The sequence below is a fragment of the uncultured Allobosea sp. genome, assembly GCF_945956895.1.
GTDB lineage: Bacteria > Pseudomonadota > Alphaproteobacteria > Rhizobiales > Beijerinckiaceae > Allobosea.
In genome coordinates, this window is record NZ_CAMFJF010000013.1 from 40541 (window position 1) to 59598 (window position 19058).

Consider the following 19058-nt stretch of genomic DNA (forward strand, 5'->3'; position numbering starts at 1 on the left):
AAACGCATCGCAATGAAGGCTGTGGAGCGCGGTGTCGGTGTCGCGAGCCGGATCAGGCGGCGCGGGGCTGAGACAGGAAGCGCTCGGCTGCAAAGGGCGTTGGGTCGCACAGCGTCGGCGCGCCGGTCATCATCTCCGCCAGCAGGCGGCCGGTCGCGGGGCCCAGGGTGAAGCCGTGATGCGCGTGGCCGAAAGCGAACCACAGGCCGCGATGGCGCGGCGCGGCACCGATGATCGGCAACATGTCGGGCAGGCAGGGGCGGGCACCGCGCCAGGGCTCGGCATCCAGCCGGCGGCCCAGCGGGACGATTTGCCGCGCGATGCGCTCGGCCTGGTCGAGTTGCCAGGAATCCGAGGGCTCGTCGCGTCCGGCGAGCTCGATGCCCGTCGTCAGGCGGACGCCGCGCTGCATTGAAGTCAGCACGAAGCCTGCCTGGGCGTCGCAGAGCGGATGCTGGGGCGCGGTTTCGGCGGCACTCTCGTAATGCATGTGGTAGCCGCGCTTGAAGCCGATCGGGAAGCGATAGCCGAAGCGCTCGACAAGGTCGTTCGACCATGGACCGAGCGCGACGACGGCCTCGGAAGCCTGCCAGTTCCCGCCGTCGGCGGACAGGCGCCATTCCCCGCTATCCTGCCGCAGGCTCGCTGCATCGGCCGGCTTCAGCAGGCCGCCTCGCGCCACGAACAGCGCGGCATAGGCCCGCGTCACCGCGCCGGGATCGCTGACGGTGACGGGGTCGCGCCAATGCACCGCGCCGGAAACGCTGCCGGCGAGCAGCCCGGGCTCCAGGCGGCGCAGCGCGTCCTCGTCGAGCAGGTCATAGGTGAGGCCGTAGGCTGTGAGTTCGGCGGCGGCCCGTGTCGCCGCGTCGAAGCCTTGCTGCGTGCGGTAAAGCTCGACCCAGCCCTCGCCGCGCATCAGGGCCTCGGTACCGGCGGCTTTCGTCCAGCGCCGATGTTCCTCGATGCAGTGCTCGATCAGCGGCAGGACCGCGCGGCCGAGCCTGTCGAGCCGATTGGGGGCCGAGTTCCACCAGTAGCGTGCGAGCCAGGGCGCCATCCGCAGCAAGGCCGCCGGACGGTAGCGCACGGCGATCGAGCGGTTCGAGGCGAGGCTGGCGAGTGATGCGATATCGCGTGGGAAGGCATAGGGCACGACGGAGGAGCGCTCGATCAGCCCGGCATTGCCGTGGCTGGTCTCGGCGCCGGGCTCGCCGCGATCGACGAGCAGCACGCGCCGGCCGCGCTCCTGCAGGTGCAGCGCTACGCTGACGCCGACGATTCCAGCGCCGAGCACGATCACATCGGCCTGTCCTGTCGCGGTCGCCATCGTCGCTGGAATCCGTTCCCACTTGCCCGAAGCTGGGCATAACGGAACCGAGCCTCAATTGAACCAGTTTTGCAAGAAAATAAAAATCGTTTGACAGTTTGAAAGAAAAATTTCTTCATCTCCCGGAACGCGGGAGTGCCGATGTCGCAGACGCTTCGCCAGAGATTGCAGGCTTGCCTCGCCAACGGCTCCAAGGCCGACAAGGCGCTGGCGAGCTATATGCTGGCGCAGATGCCGAGCCTGCCCTTCGAGACGGCGGCGAGCCTGGCCGAGAAGGTCTCGCTCAGCGAGCCGACCGTCGGGCGCTTCTGCCGGACGCTCGGCTACAAGAGCCTGAAGGACCTCAAGGCCAATCTCGCCGAGGAGATCGGCGACAGGCCCTGGCTGATCAGCGATCGCCTGCGCGACTTCCAGCAGCGCAGCCTCGCCGGCGACGATCAATTGGCGCGCAGCCTCCAGCTCGAGATCGCCGGGCTCGTGCGCATCTACGAGCTTGCGCAGAGCGAGGAGTGGAAGCGCGTCGCCCGCCGGCTGGCGACGGCACCGTCCGTCTACGTCACGGGTTTCCAGACCGAGCGCGGGCTCGCGCAATATCTCGCCAACCAACTGCAATATCTGCGCGACGGCGTGCATCTCGCCGATCTGGCGGCGGGCAACTTCTCGGAGCTGCTGCTGTCGGCCGAGAAGGAGCGCTGCCTCGTGATCTTCGAGGCGCGGCGCTATTCGCGCATGGCCAAGGTGCTGGCCGAGCAGGCGAGGGCGGCCGGCATCAAGACCACGCTGATCACCGATTCCTTCTGCGACTGGGGGCAGGGGCTCGTCGACGAGATGCTGGTGGTCTCGACCGAGTTCAACCTGTTCTGGGACTCGACGGCGCAGATGGCGAGCCTGAGCAACCTCCTGATCAACGCGGTCTTCGTCGAGCTCGGCCCGCAGGTCGAGGCGCGCCTGAACCGGATGGCCGAACTCTATGGCCGGTTCACCGGCCATGTCGGGGACAGTTCCGGCCCGCTGGGCTGACGGCCGCGATCACAGCCTTTCGCAACATCTCGAAACAAAAGGGGAAGCGGGATGAAGACGATGATGAAGGGGAGCATTCTGGCGCTGGGCCTGTCGGCGCTTGCCGCCGGCACGGCGCTGGCGCAGGAGGCCACGTTCGTGATGACCGCGCGCCTCGTTGGTGCGCCGACCTATAACCCGATCAAGGCGACGAAGCTCAATACGGCGACGACGCTGATCTACGACCGGCTGGTGGTGCAGGATGCCGACCAGAGCTTCCACGGCCAGCTCGCGACGTCCTGGGAATCGAGCCCGGACGGCATGCTCTGGACCTTCAAGCTGAAGCCCGGCGTCAAGTTCCACAATGGAGAGCCGTTCAACGCCAAGACGATCGAGTGGTGGGTGCCGCAGTTCAAGGGCACCGAGAACGCCTTCACCGTCGAGGCGATCGAGAAGGTCGAGGTGGTCGACGACCTGACCGTGCGCTTCCGCATGAAGCATCCCGACCCGAACCTGCTGTTCAACCTCGCCAGCTCGTTCATGTGCGTGCCCGAGCCGAAATCCTACGAGGCGCTCGGCGACAAGTTCGGCGTGACCGAGGCGATCGGCACCGGCCCCTATAAGATGCAGCAGTTCACGGTCGGCCAGCAGACGGTCCTCGTCCGCAATGATGACTACAAGTCGGCCTCCGCCCTGTCGAAGAATCAGGGGCCGGCCAAGTTCAAGAAGCTGACCTTCCGCGAGATCGGTGAGGAATCGACCGCCTATCTCGAACTCAAGACCGGCGGAGCCGACGTGCTCGTCAACGTCCCGACCGACTTCCTGCCACGCATTCAGGCCGACAAGGCGGTGAAACTGGTGACCATCCCCGGCAACGAGGTGGTCTACATGCCGATCAATACCAGCGTCGAGCCGTTCACCGATATCAAGGTGCGCGAGGCGACCGCCTTCGCCGTGAACCAGAAGGAAATCCTGACCAGCCTCTATGGCGGCAACGGCGCTGTCGCCGATACCTTCCTGATCTCCTCGCTCAAGGAGTCGCAGGTCGATCCCAAATACAAGATCGCCTACGATCCCGAGCGCTCGAAGAAGGTATTCGACGCGGCCGGCTGGAAGCCGGGGCCGGATGGCATCCGCGTCAAGGACGGCAAGCGCCTCGAAGTGAAGCTCTGGGCCCAGAACGGTACCGAGTTCAAGCGCCTCGCCGAGATCGTCCAGGCGCAGCTCAAGGCTGTCGGCATGCAGGCCGACATCAGCATTGTCGATGCCGGCTCGATCAATGCGCAGTACCGTAAGAAGACCGAGCACCAGCTCGCGGTGCGCGCCTATCAGTGGACCAATGCCGATATCGTCGACTGGTTCTTCGCGGCCAAGCGCGCGGGCTACCCCAATGTCTCGATGTTCAACGATCCCGAGGCGGAGAAGCTCAACGACATCGCCATGAACAAGTCGAAGACCTGGGACGAGCGCGTCGCGAACTTCACGAAGTACCATGAATACGTGCTGTCGCAGTACCCGTTCGCGCCGATCTATCAGCCGGTGCAGAGCCTGGTCTATGGCAAGCGCGTCGTGATGCCCGAGAAGATCCGCGGCATCGGCTTCTCCAGCCAGTCGATGATCGACATCGCCCCGGCCAACTGAGCGTGATGATTTTGCGCGGAAACCCGCCGTCATCCCGGGCTTGACCCGGGATCCATCGTCGGGCGCCGAACCCTACGATGGATTCCGGATCGGCGCCGCTTCGCGGCTTGTCCGGAATGACGCTGAGGTTTTCGCCTCAACCCATCACGCTCCAAAGTCGTCACGCGGGAGATAACCCTTGCTGCGCTTCGCGATCCGGCGCCTCGCCATGCTGGTGCCGGTCTTCCTCGCCGTCTCGCTGGTGATCTTCATGATCATCCATCTCGTGCCGGGCGACCCGCTGGAACATCTGATCCAGGTCGGCTCCTCGCCCGAGCAGCGGGCGCAGATGATCGCCCGCTACGGCCTGGACCAGCCTTTGCTGGTCCAGTACGGGCGCTGGCTCGCCAAGGTCGTCACCGGCGATTTCGGCGACGCCATCGTGATGCGCCAGCCGGTATCGCAGCTCATCGCCGAGAACATGCCGCATAGCCTGGCGCTCGGCGGCACGGCGTTGATCTTCTCGACCGTGGTCGGGATCGTCACCGGCGTGCTCGCCGCCTCCTTCCGCGACAGTCTGTTCGACCGGGCGGTGATGGGCTTCATCCTGCTGGGATCGACCCTGCCGAGCTTCTGGCTGGCGCTATTGATGATCCTGATGTTCGCCGTGCAGTTCGAATGGTTCCCGGTCTCGGGCGCCCGGACATGGGACGCGCTGGTGCTGCCGGCGCTGACCATCGGCATCGGCGGCACGGCACTGATCGCCCGCGTCACCCGCGCGGCGATGGTCGAGATCTCGCAGCGGGATTTCGTGCGCGTGCTGCAGGCCAAGGGCGTGCCGTTCTGGCGCATCCAGCTCCGCCATATCCTGCAGCAGGCGATGCTGCCGGTGATGACCATTCTCGGCTTGCGCATCGGCTGGATTCTCGGCGGCGCGGTCACGGTCGAATATGTCTTCGCCCGGCCGGGGCTCGGTTCGCTGCTGATCACGGGGCTCGGCCAGCGCGACTACCCGCTGGTGCAGGGCTGCCTGCTGATGCTGGCGATCGCGGTGATGCTCGGCACGCTGATCGGCGATCTCGCCCAGGCGGCGCTCGATCCGCGCCTGCGTGAAGCCATGGGTGCCCGATGAGCCGCTCGTCCCTCGCCGGTCGCATCCTCCGGTCGCCACGCGGCGTCATCTGCGCGCTGTTCCTGCTCGTACTCGCCCTCTGCGCGATGTTCGCGCCCTGGATCGCGCCCTATGACTATGCCGCGCAGAAGCTCTCCATGGCCAACACGCCGCCGTCAGTCGCGCATTGGCTCGGCACCGACGAGTTCGGGCGCGACCTGCTCTCGCGGATCATCCAGGGGGCGCGAACCTCGCTCAGCGTCAGCGTGCTCTCGATCGCACTCTCGGTATTGATGGGCGCGACGCTCGGCGCCGCCGCCGGCTATTTCGGCGGCGTCTTCGACAAGATCGTCACCGTTTTCGTCGACCTGACCTGGTCCTTCCCGGAAATCCTGCTGGCGCTGATCCTGATCGCGATCCTCGGACCCGGGCTGCATTCGACGGCGATCGCCATCGCCATCGCCTATCTCGCGCAATTCACCCGGCTGACGCGGGCGCAGGTGATGGCGCTGAAGGGCGAACTCTTCGTCGACGCGGCGGTGACGGCGGGCGCACGGCCGGCCCGCGTGCTCTTCCTGCATCTCCTGCCCAATGCGATGACGCCGGTCATCGTCGCCGGCATGCTGGCGACGGGTGATGCGATCGTGCTCGAAGCGACGCTCGGCTTCTTCGGGCTGGGCGCCCAACCGCCCGTGCCGAGCTGGGGGGCGATGATGAGCTCCGGCACCGCGCAGATCTTCATCGCGCCCTGGATCATCATCTTCCCCGGCCTCGTCATCGCCGCGGCCGTCATCGCCATCAATGTCTTCGGCGATGCGCTGATCGAGGCGCTCGATATCCGCCGCCCGCTGAGAGACGGCTGAGACGACAAGAAATGCGCGAAACAGCCAGAGGAACGCCATGAGCTTCACCGTCCTGACCGCCGAGTTCTCGCACGAGAGCAACACCTTCAGCCGCTGCCCGGCCGATTACGCGGCCTTCATGGATCGTGGCATCAGCCTCGGAGAAGACGCGGTCGCCGCGCGGGGCGAGGCCAACACGCCGATCGCCGGCTTCCTCGATATCGGCCGCCCGGCCGGGTGGAAGGTCATCCACGCGATCAGCGCTGCCGCCCAGCCCTCCGGCCCGGTGACGCGCGATGCCTTCGACAAGATCGCCGGCGTCATCGTCGAGGCGGCGAAGGCCCATGCCGGCAAGATCGACGGCGTGCTGCTCGGCCTGCACGGCGCGATGGTCACGGAGTTCTGCGAAGACGGGGAGGGCGAGTTGCTCGAGCGCGTCCGCGCCGTGCTTGGGCCGGACGTGCCGATCGGCGTCACGCTCGATCCCCATGCCAATGTCACTCGCAAGATGACCGAGCTCGCCAATATCGTCGTCTCCTACAAGACCTATCCGCATGTCGATATGCGCGAGATCGGCAAGCTCGCCGCCGGCATCCTGCAGCGGACCATGACGGGCGAGATCAAGCCTGTGACGCTGCGCGCCGAGCTACCGATGCTGGAGGAGGTCAATGGCGGGCGCACCGATATCGGCCCGATGGTCGAGCGCATCGCCAAGGCCAAGGCCTATGAGCAGGAGACCGGCGTCTTCGCCGTCAGCGTCAATGGCGGCTTCGGCAATGCCGATATCCACGAGGTTGGGCCGACCGTGCTCATCACCTGCGAGGGGGATCGCGAGAAACATCAGGCCTTCGCCGAGGCGCTGGTCGACGACATGTGGCAGCGCCGCTTCGAGAAGGTCACGGATTTCCTCTCGGTCGAGGACGCGGTGACGGAGGCCAAGTCCTATGTCGCAACGAAGGGGCCGCTGATCATCGCCGACTACGCCGACAATCCCGGAGGCGGCGGCTATGGCGACGCGACCGGCCTGCTCAAGGGCATGATCGCGGCCGATCTCAAGGATGCCTGCTTCGGCCCGATGGTCGATCCGGAGGTCGCGGCCGAACTGCGCAAGGGCAAGCCGGGCGCGACGGTCTCGGTCCGGCTCGGCGGCAAGGTCGATCCCGGGATCGGCGGCGGGCCGCTCGACCTCACCGGCACGCTCGTCAGCGTCAGCGACGGCACTTATGTCGGCGACGGCCCGATGATCGGCGGCTTGCAGGCGAGCTGGGGACCCTGCGCCGTGCTGCGCGTCGGCGATATCGAGATCCTCATCACCACCATCCGCGCGCAGATGAACGACCTGCAGCAGTTCCGCGCCTTCGGCATCGATCCGGCGGCGAAGCGCGTTGTCGGGTTGAAGTCGATGCAGCACTTCCGTGCCGCCTTCGAGCCGATCGCCGGCAAGGTGACGGTCTGCGATAGCGGGGCGCTGTGCACGCCCGATCTCAGCAAGCTGCCCTATCGCCGGGTGCGGCGGCCGCTCTATCCGCTCGACAAGGTGGCGTGAGAAGGCGCCCGCTCCCGTTCAAGCGGGAGCGGGGACGGCCTTGCGGGCGATGACCTGCCTGAGCAGGACGGGCGCGCCGATGATGAGACCAGCCACGATCGAATAGGGCGTGGCCAGAATCATCGGTAGGGCCGCGACGGCGAGGACGAGCCGCTCCCACATCACCAGCGGTGCCAGGAGCCATCCGGAGAAGGCGGCCGAGAGCAGGGTGATGCTGGCGAAGCAGGCGGCGGTCGAGCCGACGAACTCCGTCCAGGTAAAGCCCGGCGCCATGATCAGCATCGATGGCGAGAACACGAAGACGAAGGGCACCAGCACCTTGCCGAGCGCGAGCCGGAAGGCGGTGTTGCCGGTCTTGAACGGGTCGGCGCCGGCCATGCTCGCCCCGGCATAGGCGGCGATTGCCACCGGTGGCGTGATGTCGGCGAGGACGCCGTAATAGAACACGAAGAAATGCGCCACGAGCGGGTTGACGCCGAGCATGCCGAGCGCGGGCGCCGCCACCGTCACCATGATGATGTAGTTCGCCGTGGTCGGGACGCCGCAGCCGAGCAGGATGCAGACCATGCCGGTCAGCAGCAGCGTGAAGAACAGCGTCGCGCTCTTGATGTCGAAGGGCAGGAACGGGACGATGTTCAGCAGGCCCTTGGCCCATTGATCGGCGAGCGAGGTCACGATCCAGGAGATCTTGAAGCCGACGCCGGTCAGCGTGACCACGCCGACGATGATGCCGACGGTCGCAGCCGCAGCGCCGACGCCGATCGCGTATTTCGCGCCGAGGACGAAGGCATCGACCATGTCGTTGACGCGCCTGCGGCCCTCGGCCGAGCGCAGCAGCACGCCATGGGCCATGACGGCGAAGGCGGCAATGACCAGCGCCGCGTTGACGCCCGGCACGCGCAGGATTTCGGTCGGCGCGACGATGCCGATGGCGAGCGCCAGAGCCAGCGCCGCGCCGGCGCGGTAATGCGCGAGGCCGACCAGCATGCAGCCGGTGATGCCCCAGAAGGCCGCGAGATAGGGCGTGTAGCCGGTGAAGAGCACGACGATCAGCGCGAAGAGCGGCGCGATCGTCGGCCAGTCGCGGGCGAAGACCTCGCGCAGCTTCGGCGCCTCGGCATCGGTCATGCCGCGCATGCCGTTGCGACGTGCCTCGAAATGCACCTGCATCAGTACGCCGAAGAAATGCATGATGGCCGGCACGATCGCGGCGATCACGATGGTCGCATAGGGCAGGTTGAGGAACTCGACCATCAGGAAGGCGGCGGCGCCCATGATGGGCGGTGTGATCTGGCCGCCGGTCGCGGCGGTCGATTCCACCGCCGCCGCGAAATGGCGCTGGTAGCCGAGGCGGATCATCATCGGGATGGTGAGCGAGCCGACGGTCACCGTGTTGGCCACGGAGGAGCCGGAGATCATCCCGAACAGGGCCGAGCCGAAGATCGAAACCTTGGCCGGGCCGCCGGCGAAGCGGCCGGCGACGGCGGCGGCGACGCCGAGGAAGAGGCGGCCGAGGCCGATGCGCGTCGCCAGCACGCCGAACAGCACGAAATGGAAGACATAGGTCGCGACGACGCCCAGCGCGACGCCATAGACGCCCTGGCTGGTCAGGTAGAGATGGTTGACGAGGTTCGACCAGGTCGCGCCCGGATGCAGGAAGATGCCGGGGAACCAGTTGCCGAAGATCGCATAGATGATGGCGAAGAGCGCGATCAGCGGCAGGCCCCAGCCGATGGCACGTCGCGTCGCCTCGATCATCAGGACGATGGTGATCGTGCCCATCGCGACGTCAAGCGGCGAGGGATTGCCGACGCGGAAGGCGAGGTCCTCGAAGATCCACGGCACATAGAGGCTGGCGACGGCGACCGCGATCGCGCAGATCCAGTCATAGAGTGGCACGCCGCCGGGGCGGAAAACGGTCGAGGGATGGACGGTCCCGGCCTCGCTCTTGCGGGCGGCGAAGACGAGGAAGATCAGCCCGAGCACGAAGGCGAGGTGGATGCCGCGATGAGTGGTCTCACGCAGCAGGCCGAAGCCGGCGGTGTAGTAGTGGAAGGCCGAGAGGGCGAGCAGCAGGCCGCCGATCAGCAGCGCGGTGCCATGCGGCACCTTGCGGAACTGCATCTCCGGATCGAGTTCTTCCTCGAGCTTGGCGAGTTCGGCGGCGGAGGGCTGGGTCGTCATGGGATACTCGACGGAGGACCCCTCTCCCGGGTGGGAGAGGGGCAGGGGTGAGGGAAGGACGGCGAAGAAAAGGACGAGGACGGAGACGTTGCACAGGTATTGGCAACGGCAGGCCCTCACCCCAGCCCTCTCCCATCCGGGAGAGGGAGCACGGGCGGTGGTTCGCGCGCCTTACTTGAGCAGGCCGGCTTCCTTGTAGAACTTCTCGGCGCCCGGATGCAGCGGCACGCCCTGCAGGCCCGACAGCGCGGTCTCCTTGCGGATCACCTTGCCCTTGGCGTGGCCGGCATCGAGCGCGGCGCGGGCCTTGTCGCTCCACAGCCCCTTGGTCACGGCATAGACGGTGTCGGCCGAGATCTTCGAGGAAGTGACCCAGTGGGCGCCGACCGCGACGGTCTTCACGGCGCCGACATCCTTGTAGGTGCCGGCCGGGATCTCGTCGGCGGCGAAGAAGGGCGAGTCCTTGGCGAGCTTCTCGGCCGGGGCGCCGGTGATCGGCAGGATGTCGATGCCCGATCCGGTCGAGGCAAGCTCGGAGATCGCCGCGGCCGGGAAGCCGCCGGTGAAGAAGAAGGCATCGACCGAGCCGTCCTTCATCTTCTCGGCCGCCTGGTTCGGCTTGAGGTACTCGGCGGTGATGTCCTTCTCGGTGACGCCGAAGGCGGCGAGGATCGCCTTGGCGTTGAGCAGCGTGCCGGAGCCCGGCTCGTCGAGCGAGACCTTCTTGCCCTTGAGATCGGCCACGCTCTTCACGTTCGAGGCCTTGCGGACGACGAGGTGGACGCTCTCGGGATAGAGATTGGCGATCGAGCGCAGTTCCTCGACCTTCGGCTTGCCTTCATAGACGCCGGTGCCGGAATGGGCCCAGAAGGCGACGTCCGCCTGCACGAAGCCGGATTCGGCCGCGCCGCCGACGATGGCGTTGACATTGGCGACCGAGCCGTTGCTGGCGACAGCAGTCGCGACGAGCTGCGGCGGGGCCGAGATCGCGTTCGCGATCAGGCCGCCGATCGGATAATAGGTGCCGGCCGTGCCGCCAGTGCCGATGCGGAAGAAGGCCGGGGCCTGGGCGACAGCGATACCGGCCGCCAGCGCTACGGCGCCGAGCGCGAGGCCGGCGGCGGTCAATTTCGAACGAAAACGCAGAGACATTCAGTCAACCTCCCATGAAAGCGGGCAATCTCGGCAGGATTGGGCGCGGGATCAATCAGAAATTCGACTCGCTGGGGGCGATCAACAGCGATCTGGCCGGATTTGACGACTTTCGGGGCGCGAAAGCGTGGCCAGGCATGCAGTGAGGGCATTGCCGTGGTGCCGGCTCTTGAAATTGTGCGGGCGGCGGCGATCCTCTAGAGCCTTCGACCGCGTCACGAGGCAGGAATCAGCCTGCCGGTGATGCCGCGGGACTAAGCCCAGATGACCGCCAGCGCGACGACCGCTTCCCTGCCGCAACGGGCCATGATGCCGGTGCTGATCGCGCTCAGCGTGACGCATCTGCTCAACGACATGATCCAGTCGCTGATCCCGGCGATCTATCCGATCATCAAGGAATCCTACCAGCTCGATTTCGGCCAGATCGGCCTGATCACGCTGACCTTCCAGGTCTCGGCCTCGCTGCTGCAGCCGGCGGTCGGGCTCTATACCGACAAGCACCCGATGCCCTATTCGATGGTGGTCGGCATGGGCTTCACGCTCTCGGGGCTGATCGGGCTGGCCTATGCCGGCAGCTACGGGTTCCTGCTGCTCTCGGCGGCCTGCGTCGGCATCGGCTCCTCGATCTTCCATCCCGAAGCGACGCGCATGGCGCGCAACGCCTCCGGCGGTCAGCACGGCCTGGCGCAGGGCATCTTCCAGGTCGGCGGGCAGACAGGCGGGGCGCTCGGGCCGCTGCTGGCGGCCTTCATCATCGTGCCGCGCGGGCAGGGGAGTCTCGCCTGGTTCTCGGTCGCGGCGCTCGTCGCGATGATGCTGATGGTCTGGACGGCGGCGAGCTATGCGAAGCTGGACAGGGCGCGCCCGCCCAAACCTGCGGCGGCGAGCGCAGCACCGGCTCGGCCGGGCAAGCGCTCGGTCGCCTTCGCGATCGCGATCCTGATCATCCTGCTGTTCTCGAAGAACGCCTATTCGGCGAGCTTCTCGTCATTCTACACCTTCTACCTGATCGGCAAGTTCGGCATCTCCGTGCAGAACTCGCAGGTGATGCTGTTCCTGTTCCTCGCCTCCTCGGCGGCAGGTGCGCTCGGCGGCGGCATGCTGGGCGACCGCATCGGCCGCAACAAGATCATCTGGTTCTCGATCCTGGGCGCGCTGCCCTTCACGCTGATCCTGCCCTATGCTGATCTGTTCTGGACGGGCGTGCTGACGATCCTGATCAACCTGATCATGTCGAGCGCCTTCGCCGCGATCCTGATCTATGCGCTGGAGCTGCTGCCCGGTCGCGTCGGGCTGGTCGGCGGCGTCTTCTACGGCCTGTCCTTCGGGCTTGGCGGGCTTGCCGCCGCGCTGCTCGGCGAGTTCGCCGACCATCTCGGGATCGAGATGGTCTACAGGCTCTGCTCGTTCATTCCGCTGATGGGCCTGCTCGCCTGGTTCCTGCCGCGGCTCAGCGAGGGCACGCGCGGCGCCAGGGTCGGGCATTAGGTCCGACAAGCAATACCACCGGAACCACGCGGTCATCCCGGGCTTGGACCCGGGATCCATTCCTGAGCGCTGCTGATCAAGGTTCAGGCATGGACCCCGGATCTTCGCTTCGCTCCGTCCGGGATGACCGCGTTTCTGGGAGTAGAAGTCGGAAGGCTCAGATCGCGAGCTTGCCGGCCTTGGCGGCGGCGTAGCGCTCGTTGACCTTCTTCCAGTCGACCACGTTCCACCAGCCCTTGAGGTAGTCGGCGCGGCGGTTCTGGTGCTTCAGGTAATAGGCGTGCTCCCAGACGTCGTTGCCGAGCAGGGCCATCTGCTTGTCCATGATCGGGCTGTCCTGGTTCGGCTTGCCGAGCAAGGCGAGCTTGCCGGCCTTGTCGACGGTGACGAAGACCCAGCCGGAGCCGAAGACGCGCAGGCCTGCCGCCTCGAAATCGGCCTTGAACTTGTCGAAGCCGCCGAGGTCGCGGGTGATCGCCTCGGCAACCTCACCGGTCGGCGCGCCGCCGGCGCCCGGCCCCATCACTTCCCAGAACATGCTGTGGTTGGCATGGCCGCCGCCATTGTTGCGGACGAGGGTGCGGATGCTCTCCGGCACCTGATTGAGATCGGCAATCAGCTCCCCGACCGAGGCCTTGGCGATGACGCCGTTGTCCTTGGCGGCGTTGTTCAGGGCCGCGACATAGGCTGCGTGGTGGCGGTTGTAATGGATGTCCATCGTCGCGGCGTCGATATGCGGTTCGAGCGCATTGGCCTCGTAGGCGCGCTTCGGCAGCGAGAACGGGCCGGCCGGTGCTACGGGCGCGGCGGCCTGTGCCCAGACCTTCGGCGCGGCGGCGACGGCGAGGGCAGCTGCTCCGAGGCCGATCAGGCCACGGCGGGAAACGGGGGAAACTGCGGTCATGGCAATTCTCCGGAAAGCGTTCGTGCGTGTCAGCTTCGTGCTCAACGCGCGTTTCCCGTTCCGGGTTCGCCGTCGATCACGGCAGCTATAGCACGGCCCTGCGCAGCAGTTGACCCTAGGGCAATACCACAATCCCGGCGTGCCTGTCGAAACTGGTAAATCGCCCGAAAAGGCTCTTAACCCCCAATTTACCGCGTTTCTCTACGGTCTGGAAGGAATCCAGCCGGGTTGAAGGGGCGCCCCCGCATGCATGCATTGGCTCGCAAGCTCGATCTCCCCGTTCGCGAGGTGATGCCGGACCTTGCCGGAGAGTCGGCTGGGGCGGGGGCTGAGCGCGCGGTGCGCGAGATCGCCGCCCGTTTCGGCAAGCTCAGCGCCGAGATCACCGATATCGCCGGCCGCGTCGGCGACGTGACGCAGCAATTCGACAAGCAGACGGCGGGCCTGCGTCGCGTGGTCGGGGCGGTCGAGCAGGTGTCGCAGGCCAATAACGCGATCCGGCAGGCGGCCGAGGGCGCTCAGGCGGCGGCTTCAGGCGTCCGCAACGGCCTCGAACGCGTGACGAAATCGATGCGGCTCGGGCTCAATGCGGCGCAAGCCGATATCGAGACCCTGTCGCAGGAAGCCCAGTCGATGTCGCAAGTGCTGGCGCAGGCCGTCGGCGATGCGCACAAGGCGCGGGCGTCGAGCGATGCGATCCAGTCGATCACGCGCGAAATCCAGCTCCTGTCGATCAATGCCGGCGTCGAGGCGGCGCGTAGCGGCGAGGCCGGCAAGGGGTTTGCGGTCATCGCCGCTGCCGTAAAGACCCTGGCGGAACAGACCCGCGAGGCGACGGCGGCGAGCGCAGCCCAGCTCGACCTGCTGGTCAAGGCGGTCGACGCCGTCGCCAGGCGCAGCCAGGAGAATGCCCAGACCGCGCAGCGCGCCCAGGCCGGCAGCCAGAATATTTCGCAGCAGATCGGTGAGTTCGACAGCTTCGGCCGCTCTGTTGTCGAATTGATCGGCGAGATCGAGGCGGTGTCGCGGCCGACGCGGGAGAACGCGGACGCCTGCGCCAAGGCGGGGCAGGACCTCGCTGCGCTGGTCAGCGGGGTCGATGCCTCCACCGACAATCTCCAGCAGGCCGGGCAGCGCACCGAGGCACTGGTGGCGATCAGCGAGGGCATCCTCGGCTCGATTGCTGCATCTGGCGTGCGCACCGCTCAGTCGGCGCTGATCGCGACCGCGATGGAGACCGCCGGTACCATCGGAGAGATGTTCGAGGCGGCGCTGGCACGCGGCGAACTCACGCTCGCCGACCTGTTCGACGAGGCCTATCGAGCGCTCACGGGCTCGAACCCGATCCAGCACATGACCCGCTTCGTTGCGTTGACCGATCGGCTTCTGCCGCCGCTGCAGGAGGAGCTCCTGGCCTCGAACGGGCGGATCGTGTTCTGCGCGGCGGTGGATCGCAACGGCTTCCTGCCGACGCATAACCGCAAATATTCACTGCCTCAGGGGCACGACCCGGTCTGGAACAACGCCAATTGCCGCAACCGGCGCCTCTTCGACGACAGGACGGGGCTGGCCGCCGCGCGCAACCGCAAACCGTTCCTGCTGCAGAGCTACCGGCGCGACATGGGCGGCGGCCAGTTCCTGGTGATGGAGGACCTGTCTGCTCCGATCATGGTGAAAGGGCGTCACTGGGGCGCCTTCCGCTTCGGGCTCAAGGTCTAGCAGCCGGCCATGTGCCATTTGTCGAGTTGAGTAAGCGAGTTCCTGAGCCAGCGCCATGCATATAGCGCCATCCTTTCCCAACCTGTCGGTGCTGCTCATCGATCCGAGCCCGCATTACCGCCGGATCGTGCGCACGATGCTGTACCAGGCGCAGCTCAACCGCATCTTCGAGGCGTCCGATCTCTCCTCGGCGGCGGCGACCTTCATCCAGAAGCAGCCGAACATCGTCATCCTCGACTGGGATATGCCGGAGGGCAACAGCGTCAAGTGCCTGGCTTCGATCCGCTCCTTCAAGACCTCGCCCTTCGCCAAGGCGCCCGTGCTGGTGATGATGGAGCGGCCGGACCGGCGCTCGGTCGTCCAGGCGGCGAAGCTCGGCGCCCATGAGATCGTCACCAAGCCGATCTCGCCCAACAACCTCTGGCTGCATCTGTCGGGCGTGATCAACGTCCCCCGCAAATACCGGGAAGCGGAGGGCAAGATCACGCTGGTGCCCCGCGCGATCAGCAACGCCATCTTCTGACTGTTGGGCGGGCGCGCCCTTCGCCTCGAAAGCGCCAAGAGTATTGATGGGCGCCGCCACATTTAGCGAAGTTTTTACCAGTTCGACGCGATGCTCCAGGCGCAATCCTGGGCGCCCTTCATGGTCATCACCGTTTCGCTTCCTCCTTTCCTCGGCCGGTCCGAGGCCGCGACGTTCCGCAACCAGTTGTTGGTGGCGCTGGAGCAGCGGGAAAGTATCGCCGTCGAATGCGCCGAAGCAGGGCCGCTACCCAGCCTCTGGATCCAGCTTCTTCACTCCGCAGCCACCAGCGCCGCCGCGCGGGGGCTTTCGGTCACGCTCAAGGCGGCTTCCGAGGAATGCCGCGAATCCATGCGGGCGATCGGCTTCGATGCCGCTCACAGCGCTCTCGTTCTGGAGTGATCAGGTATGAAAATCCTGGCGATCGACGATACCAAGACCCTGCTCAGCCTGCTCAGCCTGACGCTCCGCAATGCCGGGCATGAAGTGACCGAGGCGGAGAACGGCGAGGACGGCCTCAACAAGTTCGACCAGTTCCGCCCGGATCTGGTGATCACCGATCTCAACATGCCGATCATGGACGGCATCGAGTTCACCCGCGCCTGCCGCTCGCGCCCGACCGGGCAGAACACGCCGATCATCGTGCTGACCACGGAGAACGGCGCCGAGATCAAGGCGGAGGGCCGCCGCGCCGGCGCCAGCGCCTGGATGGTCAAGCCCTTCGAACCCAACACGCTGCTCGGCCTCGTCGCGCGCTACCAGAACTGAAGGTAGGCCGATGGATCCGTTGGCAGAACTCAAGCAGACCTTCTTCCAGGAATGCGAAGAACTCCTCGGCGCGCTGGAGCAGAAGCTCCAGGCTCTCGACGAGGGCTCCGTCGATTCCGAGGACGTCAATGCCGCCTTCCGCGCCATTCACTCGATCAAGGGCGGCGCGGGCGCCTTTGGCTGCACGGAGCTGGTCGGCTTCGCGCATGTCTTCGAGGCTTCGCTCGACCATCTGCGGTCCGGCCGCGTCGCCATCGAGGATGCGCCGTTCACGCTGTTCCTGCGCTGCGCGGATGCCGTGGCCGATCTCGTATCCGCCGCGCGCAACGATGAGCCCGCGACCGAGCGCCCCGACCTGTTGGCTGCACTCGAGCAGGTCGGCAAAGAGCCGCAGGCGCCTGCCGCCGCGCCGCCGCCGGCTCCGGTTGCGCCCGCTGCGGAACCCGTCGCAGCCAACAACGACGCACCTCCCGGCATTGCTGCGCTCGGCAATCTGCTCGCCATGGTCGAGGCGAAGACGGCGGCCCCCGCCGCCGCCGATGATGGCTGGGACGACGAGCCCGCGCCGATGCCGGCTCCCGCTGCCGGCAAGCCCGGTCGCGACGTGCATCTGCGCATCATGCCCGAGCAGGACCTGTTCCGCCGCGTGATCGAGCCGCGCGTCGTGCTCGGCTCGCTGCCGTCCGAGGACGTCGTCTCGATCCGCTGCGATCTCAGCCAGGTGCCGTCGCTCGAAAGCCTCGACGTCAGCGATTGCTGGTTGCGCTTCGATGTGGCCTTGCGCACCGAATTGTCGGTCGAGGACCTGCACGGCCGCTTCGATTTCAGCCTCGCCAACGAGGAATTCGAGATCAACTTCCCCGAGGAAGCTGTGGCCGAGGCACCGCAGGCCGCCGAAGCACCGGAAGCCGAGCCGGAAGTCTCCAGTGCGGTTGCTGCCGATCTCTCCGCGATCCTCGCCAAGCTCGGCGCGGCGCCGGAAGCGGCGAACGCGCCCGATATCCAGCCTGAGCCGGTCCCGGTCGTCGCCTCAGCGCCCGTCGCTGCGGTGGAGACGCCTGCCGTCGCCCGCACGGCGCCGCGCGCGCCGGCTGCCGCCGATGCCTCGACACGCCAGCGCCAGGCCGTCAGCGTGCGTGTCGATCTCGACCGCATCGACAAGCTGATGAACCTCGTCGGAGAGATCGTCATAACCCAGTCGATGCTGGTCGAATGCGTCCGCTCGTTGCCCTACGACGTCCACGCCAAGACCGCCGAGGGCATGCTGACGCTCTCGCGCCAGACGCGCGAATTGCAGGACCATGTCATGGCCGTGCGCGCCCAGCCGGTGAAGGCCGTGTTCCAGCGCATGCCGCGCCTTGTGCGCGAACTCGCCCAGACGCTGGGCAAGGAAGTCCGCCTTGTGCTCGAAGGCGAGAACACCGAGGTCGACAAGACGATCATCGAGGAACTCGCCGATCCGCTGACCCATATGATCCGCAACTCGATGGATCACGGGCTGGAGACGCCGGACGAGCGTGTTGCCGCGGGCAAGCCGCGCGAGGGCACGATCAAGCTGATCGCCGAGCACCGCGCCGGCCGCATCGTCATTTCCGTCACCGATGACGGGCGTGGCATCGGCCGCGATCGCCTGCTGGCCAAGGCGCGCTCGCGCGGCCTCGTCGGCGCCGACGAGAGGCTCGCGCCGGAGGAGATCGACCAGCTCATCTTCGCCGCCGGCCTGTCGACGGCGGAGGTCATCAGCGACGTGTCGGGCCGCGGCGTCGGCATGGACGTCGTGCGCCGCAACGTCGAATCGCTCGGCGGTCGTATCTCGGTGGACTCCGAGCCGGGCCGGGGCTGCAAGTTCACGCTCGCCCTGCCGCTGACGCTCGCCGTGCTCGAGGGCATGGTGATCCGCTGCGGCGACGACCGCTATGTCATCCCGATCGCCTCGGTGATCGAGACGCAGCATCTCGCCTCGACGCCGATCGAGCGCCTGCCCTTCGGCCAGGAAGTCCTGCGCTGGCGCGGCGAGGTCACCCCGCTCTATCGCCTCGGCGACGTGATGGGCTCGATGGGCACCACGAACGAGAACATCGTGATCATCGCCGAGACCGAGCGCGGCAACAATGTCGGCATCGCCGTCGACGAGATCGTCGGCCAGCAGCAGGTCGTCGTGAAGAGCCTCGAGGCGAATTACGGCGCGGTCAACGGCGCCTCGGCGGCGACGATCCTCGGCGACGGCCTCGTCGCCCTGATCCTGGATATCGATTCGATGCTGCGGCTTGCCGCGTCCGGCAGCCGTCCCCCTCAATCTGACCTCAAGATGGCTGGATGACCATGACCCTCCAACTCGGCGAAAAGCACTTCTCGTCTGCACAGCCGGAAGCGGCTGCGCGCCGGATCGTGACCTTCAAGGTCGGCGACCGCACCTTCGGCATCGATGTCGGCATGGTCCGCGAGATCAAGGGCTGGCAGGCGACGACGCCGCTGCCGCATGCGGCCCCGCATGTGCGCGGCGTGCTCAACCTGCGCGGCGTTATCCTCGCGGTCTACGATCTGCGCACCGCGATCGGGCTTGGCGCCACCGACGCTACCGCGACCCATGTCATCGTGGTCGTGGATGTCGAGGACAAGACCGCCGGCCTGCTGGTCGACTCGGTCTCGGACATCGTCGACGTACCGGTCACCGCCGTGCGTCCGGCGCCGGATCTGGAGCGCGATGAGCATGGCCTGATCGAAGGCCTCGTCCTGCTCGATACCGATATCGTCGCACTGCTCGACCTCGCAGCGGTGATCCGCGACGGCGGCGCCGAGGCCCAGATCAAGACCAGCCGGGCCGCCTGACCTTCTGAGACCAGCCCGAGCGTAGCGTTCAAGAAGCGGGCGA

General features: G+C 66.7%; 16 protein-coding genes. 12 read left to right on the top strand and 4 right to left on the bottom strand.

Going from position 1 to position 19058, the window contains the following annotated elements; genetic code table 11:
- Nucleotides 1–52: 52 nt before the first annotated feature.
- Complete coding sequence (locus Q0Q02_RS10230) at nt 53–1330, bottom strand: FAD-binding oxidoreductase (protein WP_293809054.1); 1278 nt, start codon at nt 1328–1330, stop codon at nt 53–55.
- A 141-nt stretch (nt 1331–1471) separates the two neighbouring features.
- Here Q0Q02_RS10230 and Q0Q02_RS10235 point away from each other — a divergent pair, with 141 nt between their 5' ends.
- The 5 genes from Q0Q02_RS10235 to Q0Q02_RS10255 all read left to right on the top strand — a co-directional run bounded on the left by Q0Q02_RS10235 (nt 1472) and on the right by Q0Q02_RS10255 (nt 7448).
- Nucleotides 1472–2350 (top strand): MurR/RpiR family transcriptional regulator, encoded by an 879-nt coding sequence (locus Q0Q02_RS10235; RefSeq protein ID WP_293809056.1) that lies wholly within the window; start codon nt 1472–1474, stop codon nt 2348–2350.
- Between the two features lie 51 nt (nt 2351–2401).
- Complete coding sequence (locus Q0Q02_RS10240) at nt 2402–3970, top strand: ABC transporter substrate-binding protein (protein ID WP_293809058.1); 1569 nt, start codon at nt 2402–2404, stop codon at nt 3968–3970.
- A 178-nt stretch (nt 3971–4148) separates the two neighbouring features.
- Nucleotides 4149–5081, top strand: coding sequence for an ABC transporter permease (locus tag Q0Q02_RS10245; protein WP_293809060.1), 933 nt, complete (start codon nt 4149–4151; stop codon nt 5079–5081).
- Nucleotides 5078–5923: an ABC transporter permease gene (locus Q0Q02_RS10250; RefSeq protein WP_293809062.1), complete on the top strand. Its 846-nt coding sequence runs from the start codon at nt 5078–5080 to the stop codon at nt 5921–5923. Before Q0Q02_RS10245 ends, Q0Q02_RS10250 begins: the two co-directional genes overlap by 4 nt.
- A gap of 37 nt (nt 5924–5960) precedes the next feature.
- Nucleotides 5961–7448 carry a M81 family metallopeptidase gene (locus Q0Q02_RS10255; protein WP_293809064.1) on the top strand — a complete coding sequence of 496 codons (1488 nt, stop codon included), beginning with the start codon at nt 5961–5963 and terminating at the stop codon, nt 7446–7448.
- A gap of 18 nt (nt 7449–7466) precedes the next feature.
- Here the strand turns inward: Q0Q02_RS10255 and Q0Q02_RS10260 are convergent, their stop codons facing one another.
- Together Q0Q02_RS10260 and Q0Q02_RS10265 are read right to left on the bottom strand one after the other, a co-directional pair.
- On the bottom strand, nt 7467–9632 hold the full coding sequence (locus Q0Q02_RS10260) for a TRAP transporter permease (protein ID WP_293809066.1): 2166 nt from the start codon (nt 9630–9632) through the stop codon (nt 7467–7469).
- A 171-nt stretch (nt 9633–9803) separates the two neighbouring features.
- Complete coding sequence (locus Q0Q02_RS10265; RefSeq protein WP_293809068.1) at nt 9804–10784, bottom strand: TAXI family TRAP transporter solute-binding subunit; 981 nt, start codon at nt 10782–10784, stop codon at nt 9804–9806.
- 264 nt (nt 10785–11048) lie between these two features.
- On the opposite strand from Q0Q02_RS10265, the gene Q0Q02_RS10270 reads away from it, so the two are divergent.
- Nucleotides 11049–12272, top strand: coding sequence for an MFS transporter (locus Q0Q02_RS10270; protein WP_293809070.1), 1224 nt, complete (start codon nt 11049–11051; stop codon nt 12270–12272).
- Between the two features lie 157 nt (nt 12273–12429).
- Here Q0Q02_RS10270 and Q0Q02_RS10275 read toward each other — a convergent pair whose 3' ends face one another.
- The gene (locus tag Q0Q02_RS10275) at nt 12430–13176 is read right to left on the bottom strand and encodes a superoxide dismutase (protein WP_293809072.1); all 747 of its coding nucleotides are present in this window, start codon (nt 13174–13176) and stop codon (nt 12430–12432) included.
- A 246-nt stretch (nt 13177–13422) separates the two neighbouring features.
- Between Q0Q02_RS10275 and Q0Q02_RS10280 the strand changes: the two genes are divergently transcribed.
- The 6 genes from Q0Q02_RS10280 (at nt 13423) to Q0Q02_RS10305 (ending at nt 19015) form a co-directional block, all read left to right on the top strand.
- On the top strand, nt 13423–14895 hold the full coding sequence (locus Q0Q02_RS10280; protein ID WP_293809074.1) for a methyl-accepting chemotaxis protein: 1473 nt from the start codon (nt 13423–13425) through the stop codon (nt 14893–14895).
- A gap of 55 nt (nt 14896–14950) precedes the next feature.
- Nucleotides 14951–15418: a response regulator gene (locus Q0Q02_RS10285; RefSeq protein WP_293809076.1), complete on the top strand. Its 468-nt coding sequence runs from the start codon at nt 14951–14953 to the stop codon at nt 15416–15418.
- A gap of 120 nt (nt 15419–15538) precedes the next feature.
- Entirely contained in the window at nt 15539–15820 is a 282-nt protein-coding gene (locus Q0Q02_RS10290) for an STAS domain-containing protein (RefSeq protein WP_293795955.1), read from the top strand.
- Between the two features lie 6 nt (nt 15821–15826).
- Nucleotides 15827–16186, top strand: a complete 360-nt coding sequence (locus tag Q0Q02_RS10295) for a response regulator (protein ID WP_293809077.1) — start codon at nt 15827–15829, stop codon at nt 16184–16186.
- Nucleotides 16187–16205: 19 nt separating this feature from the next.
- On the top strand, nt 16206–18506 hold the full coding sequence (locus Q0Q02_RS10300) for a chemotaxis protein CheA (RefSeq protein WP_293809079.1): 2301 nt from the start codon (nt 16206–16208) through the stop codon (nt 18504–18506).
- Nucleotides 18503–19015, top strand: coding sequence for a chemotaxis protein CheW (locus Q0Q02_RS10305; RefSeq protein ID WP_293809081.1), 513 nt, complete (start codon nt 18503–18505; stop codon nt 19013–19015). The genes Q0Q02_RS10300 and Q0Q02_RS10305 overlap by 4 nt, the downstream gene beginning before the upstream one ends.
- Nucleotides 19016–19058 lie beyond the last annotated feature (43 nt).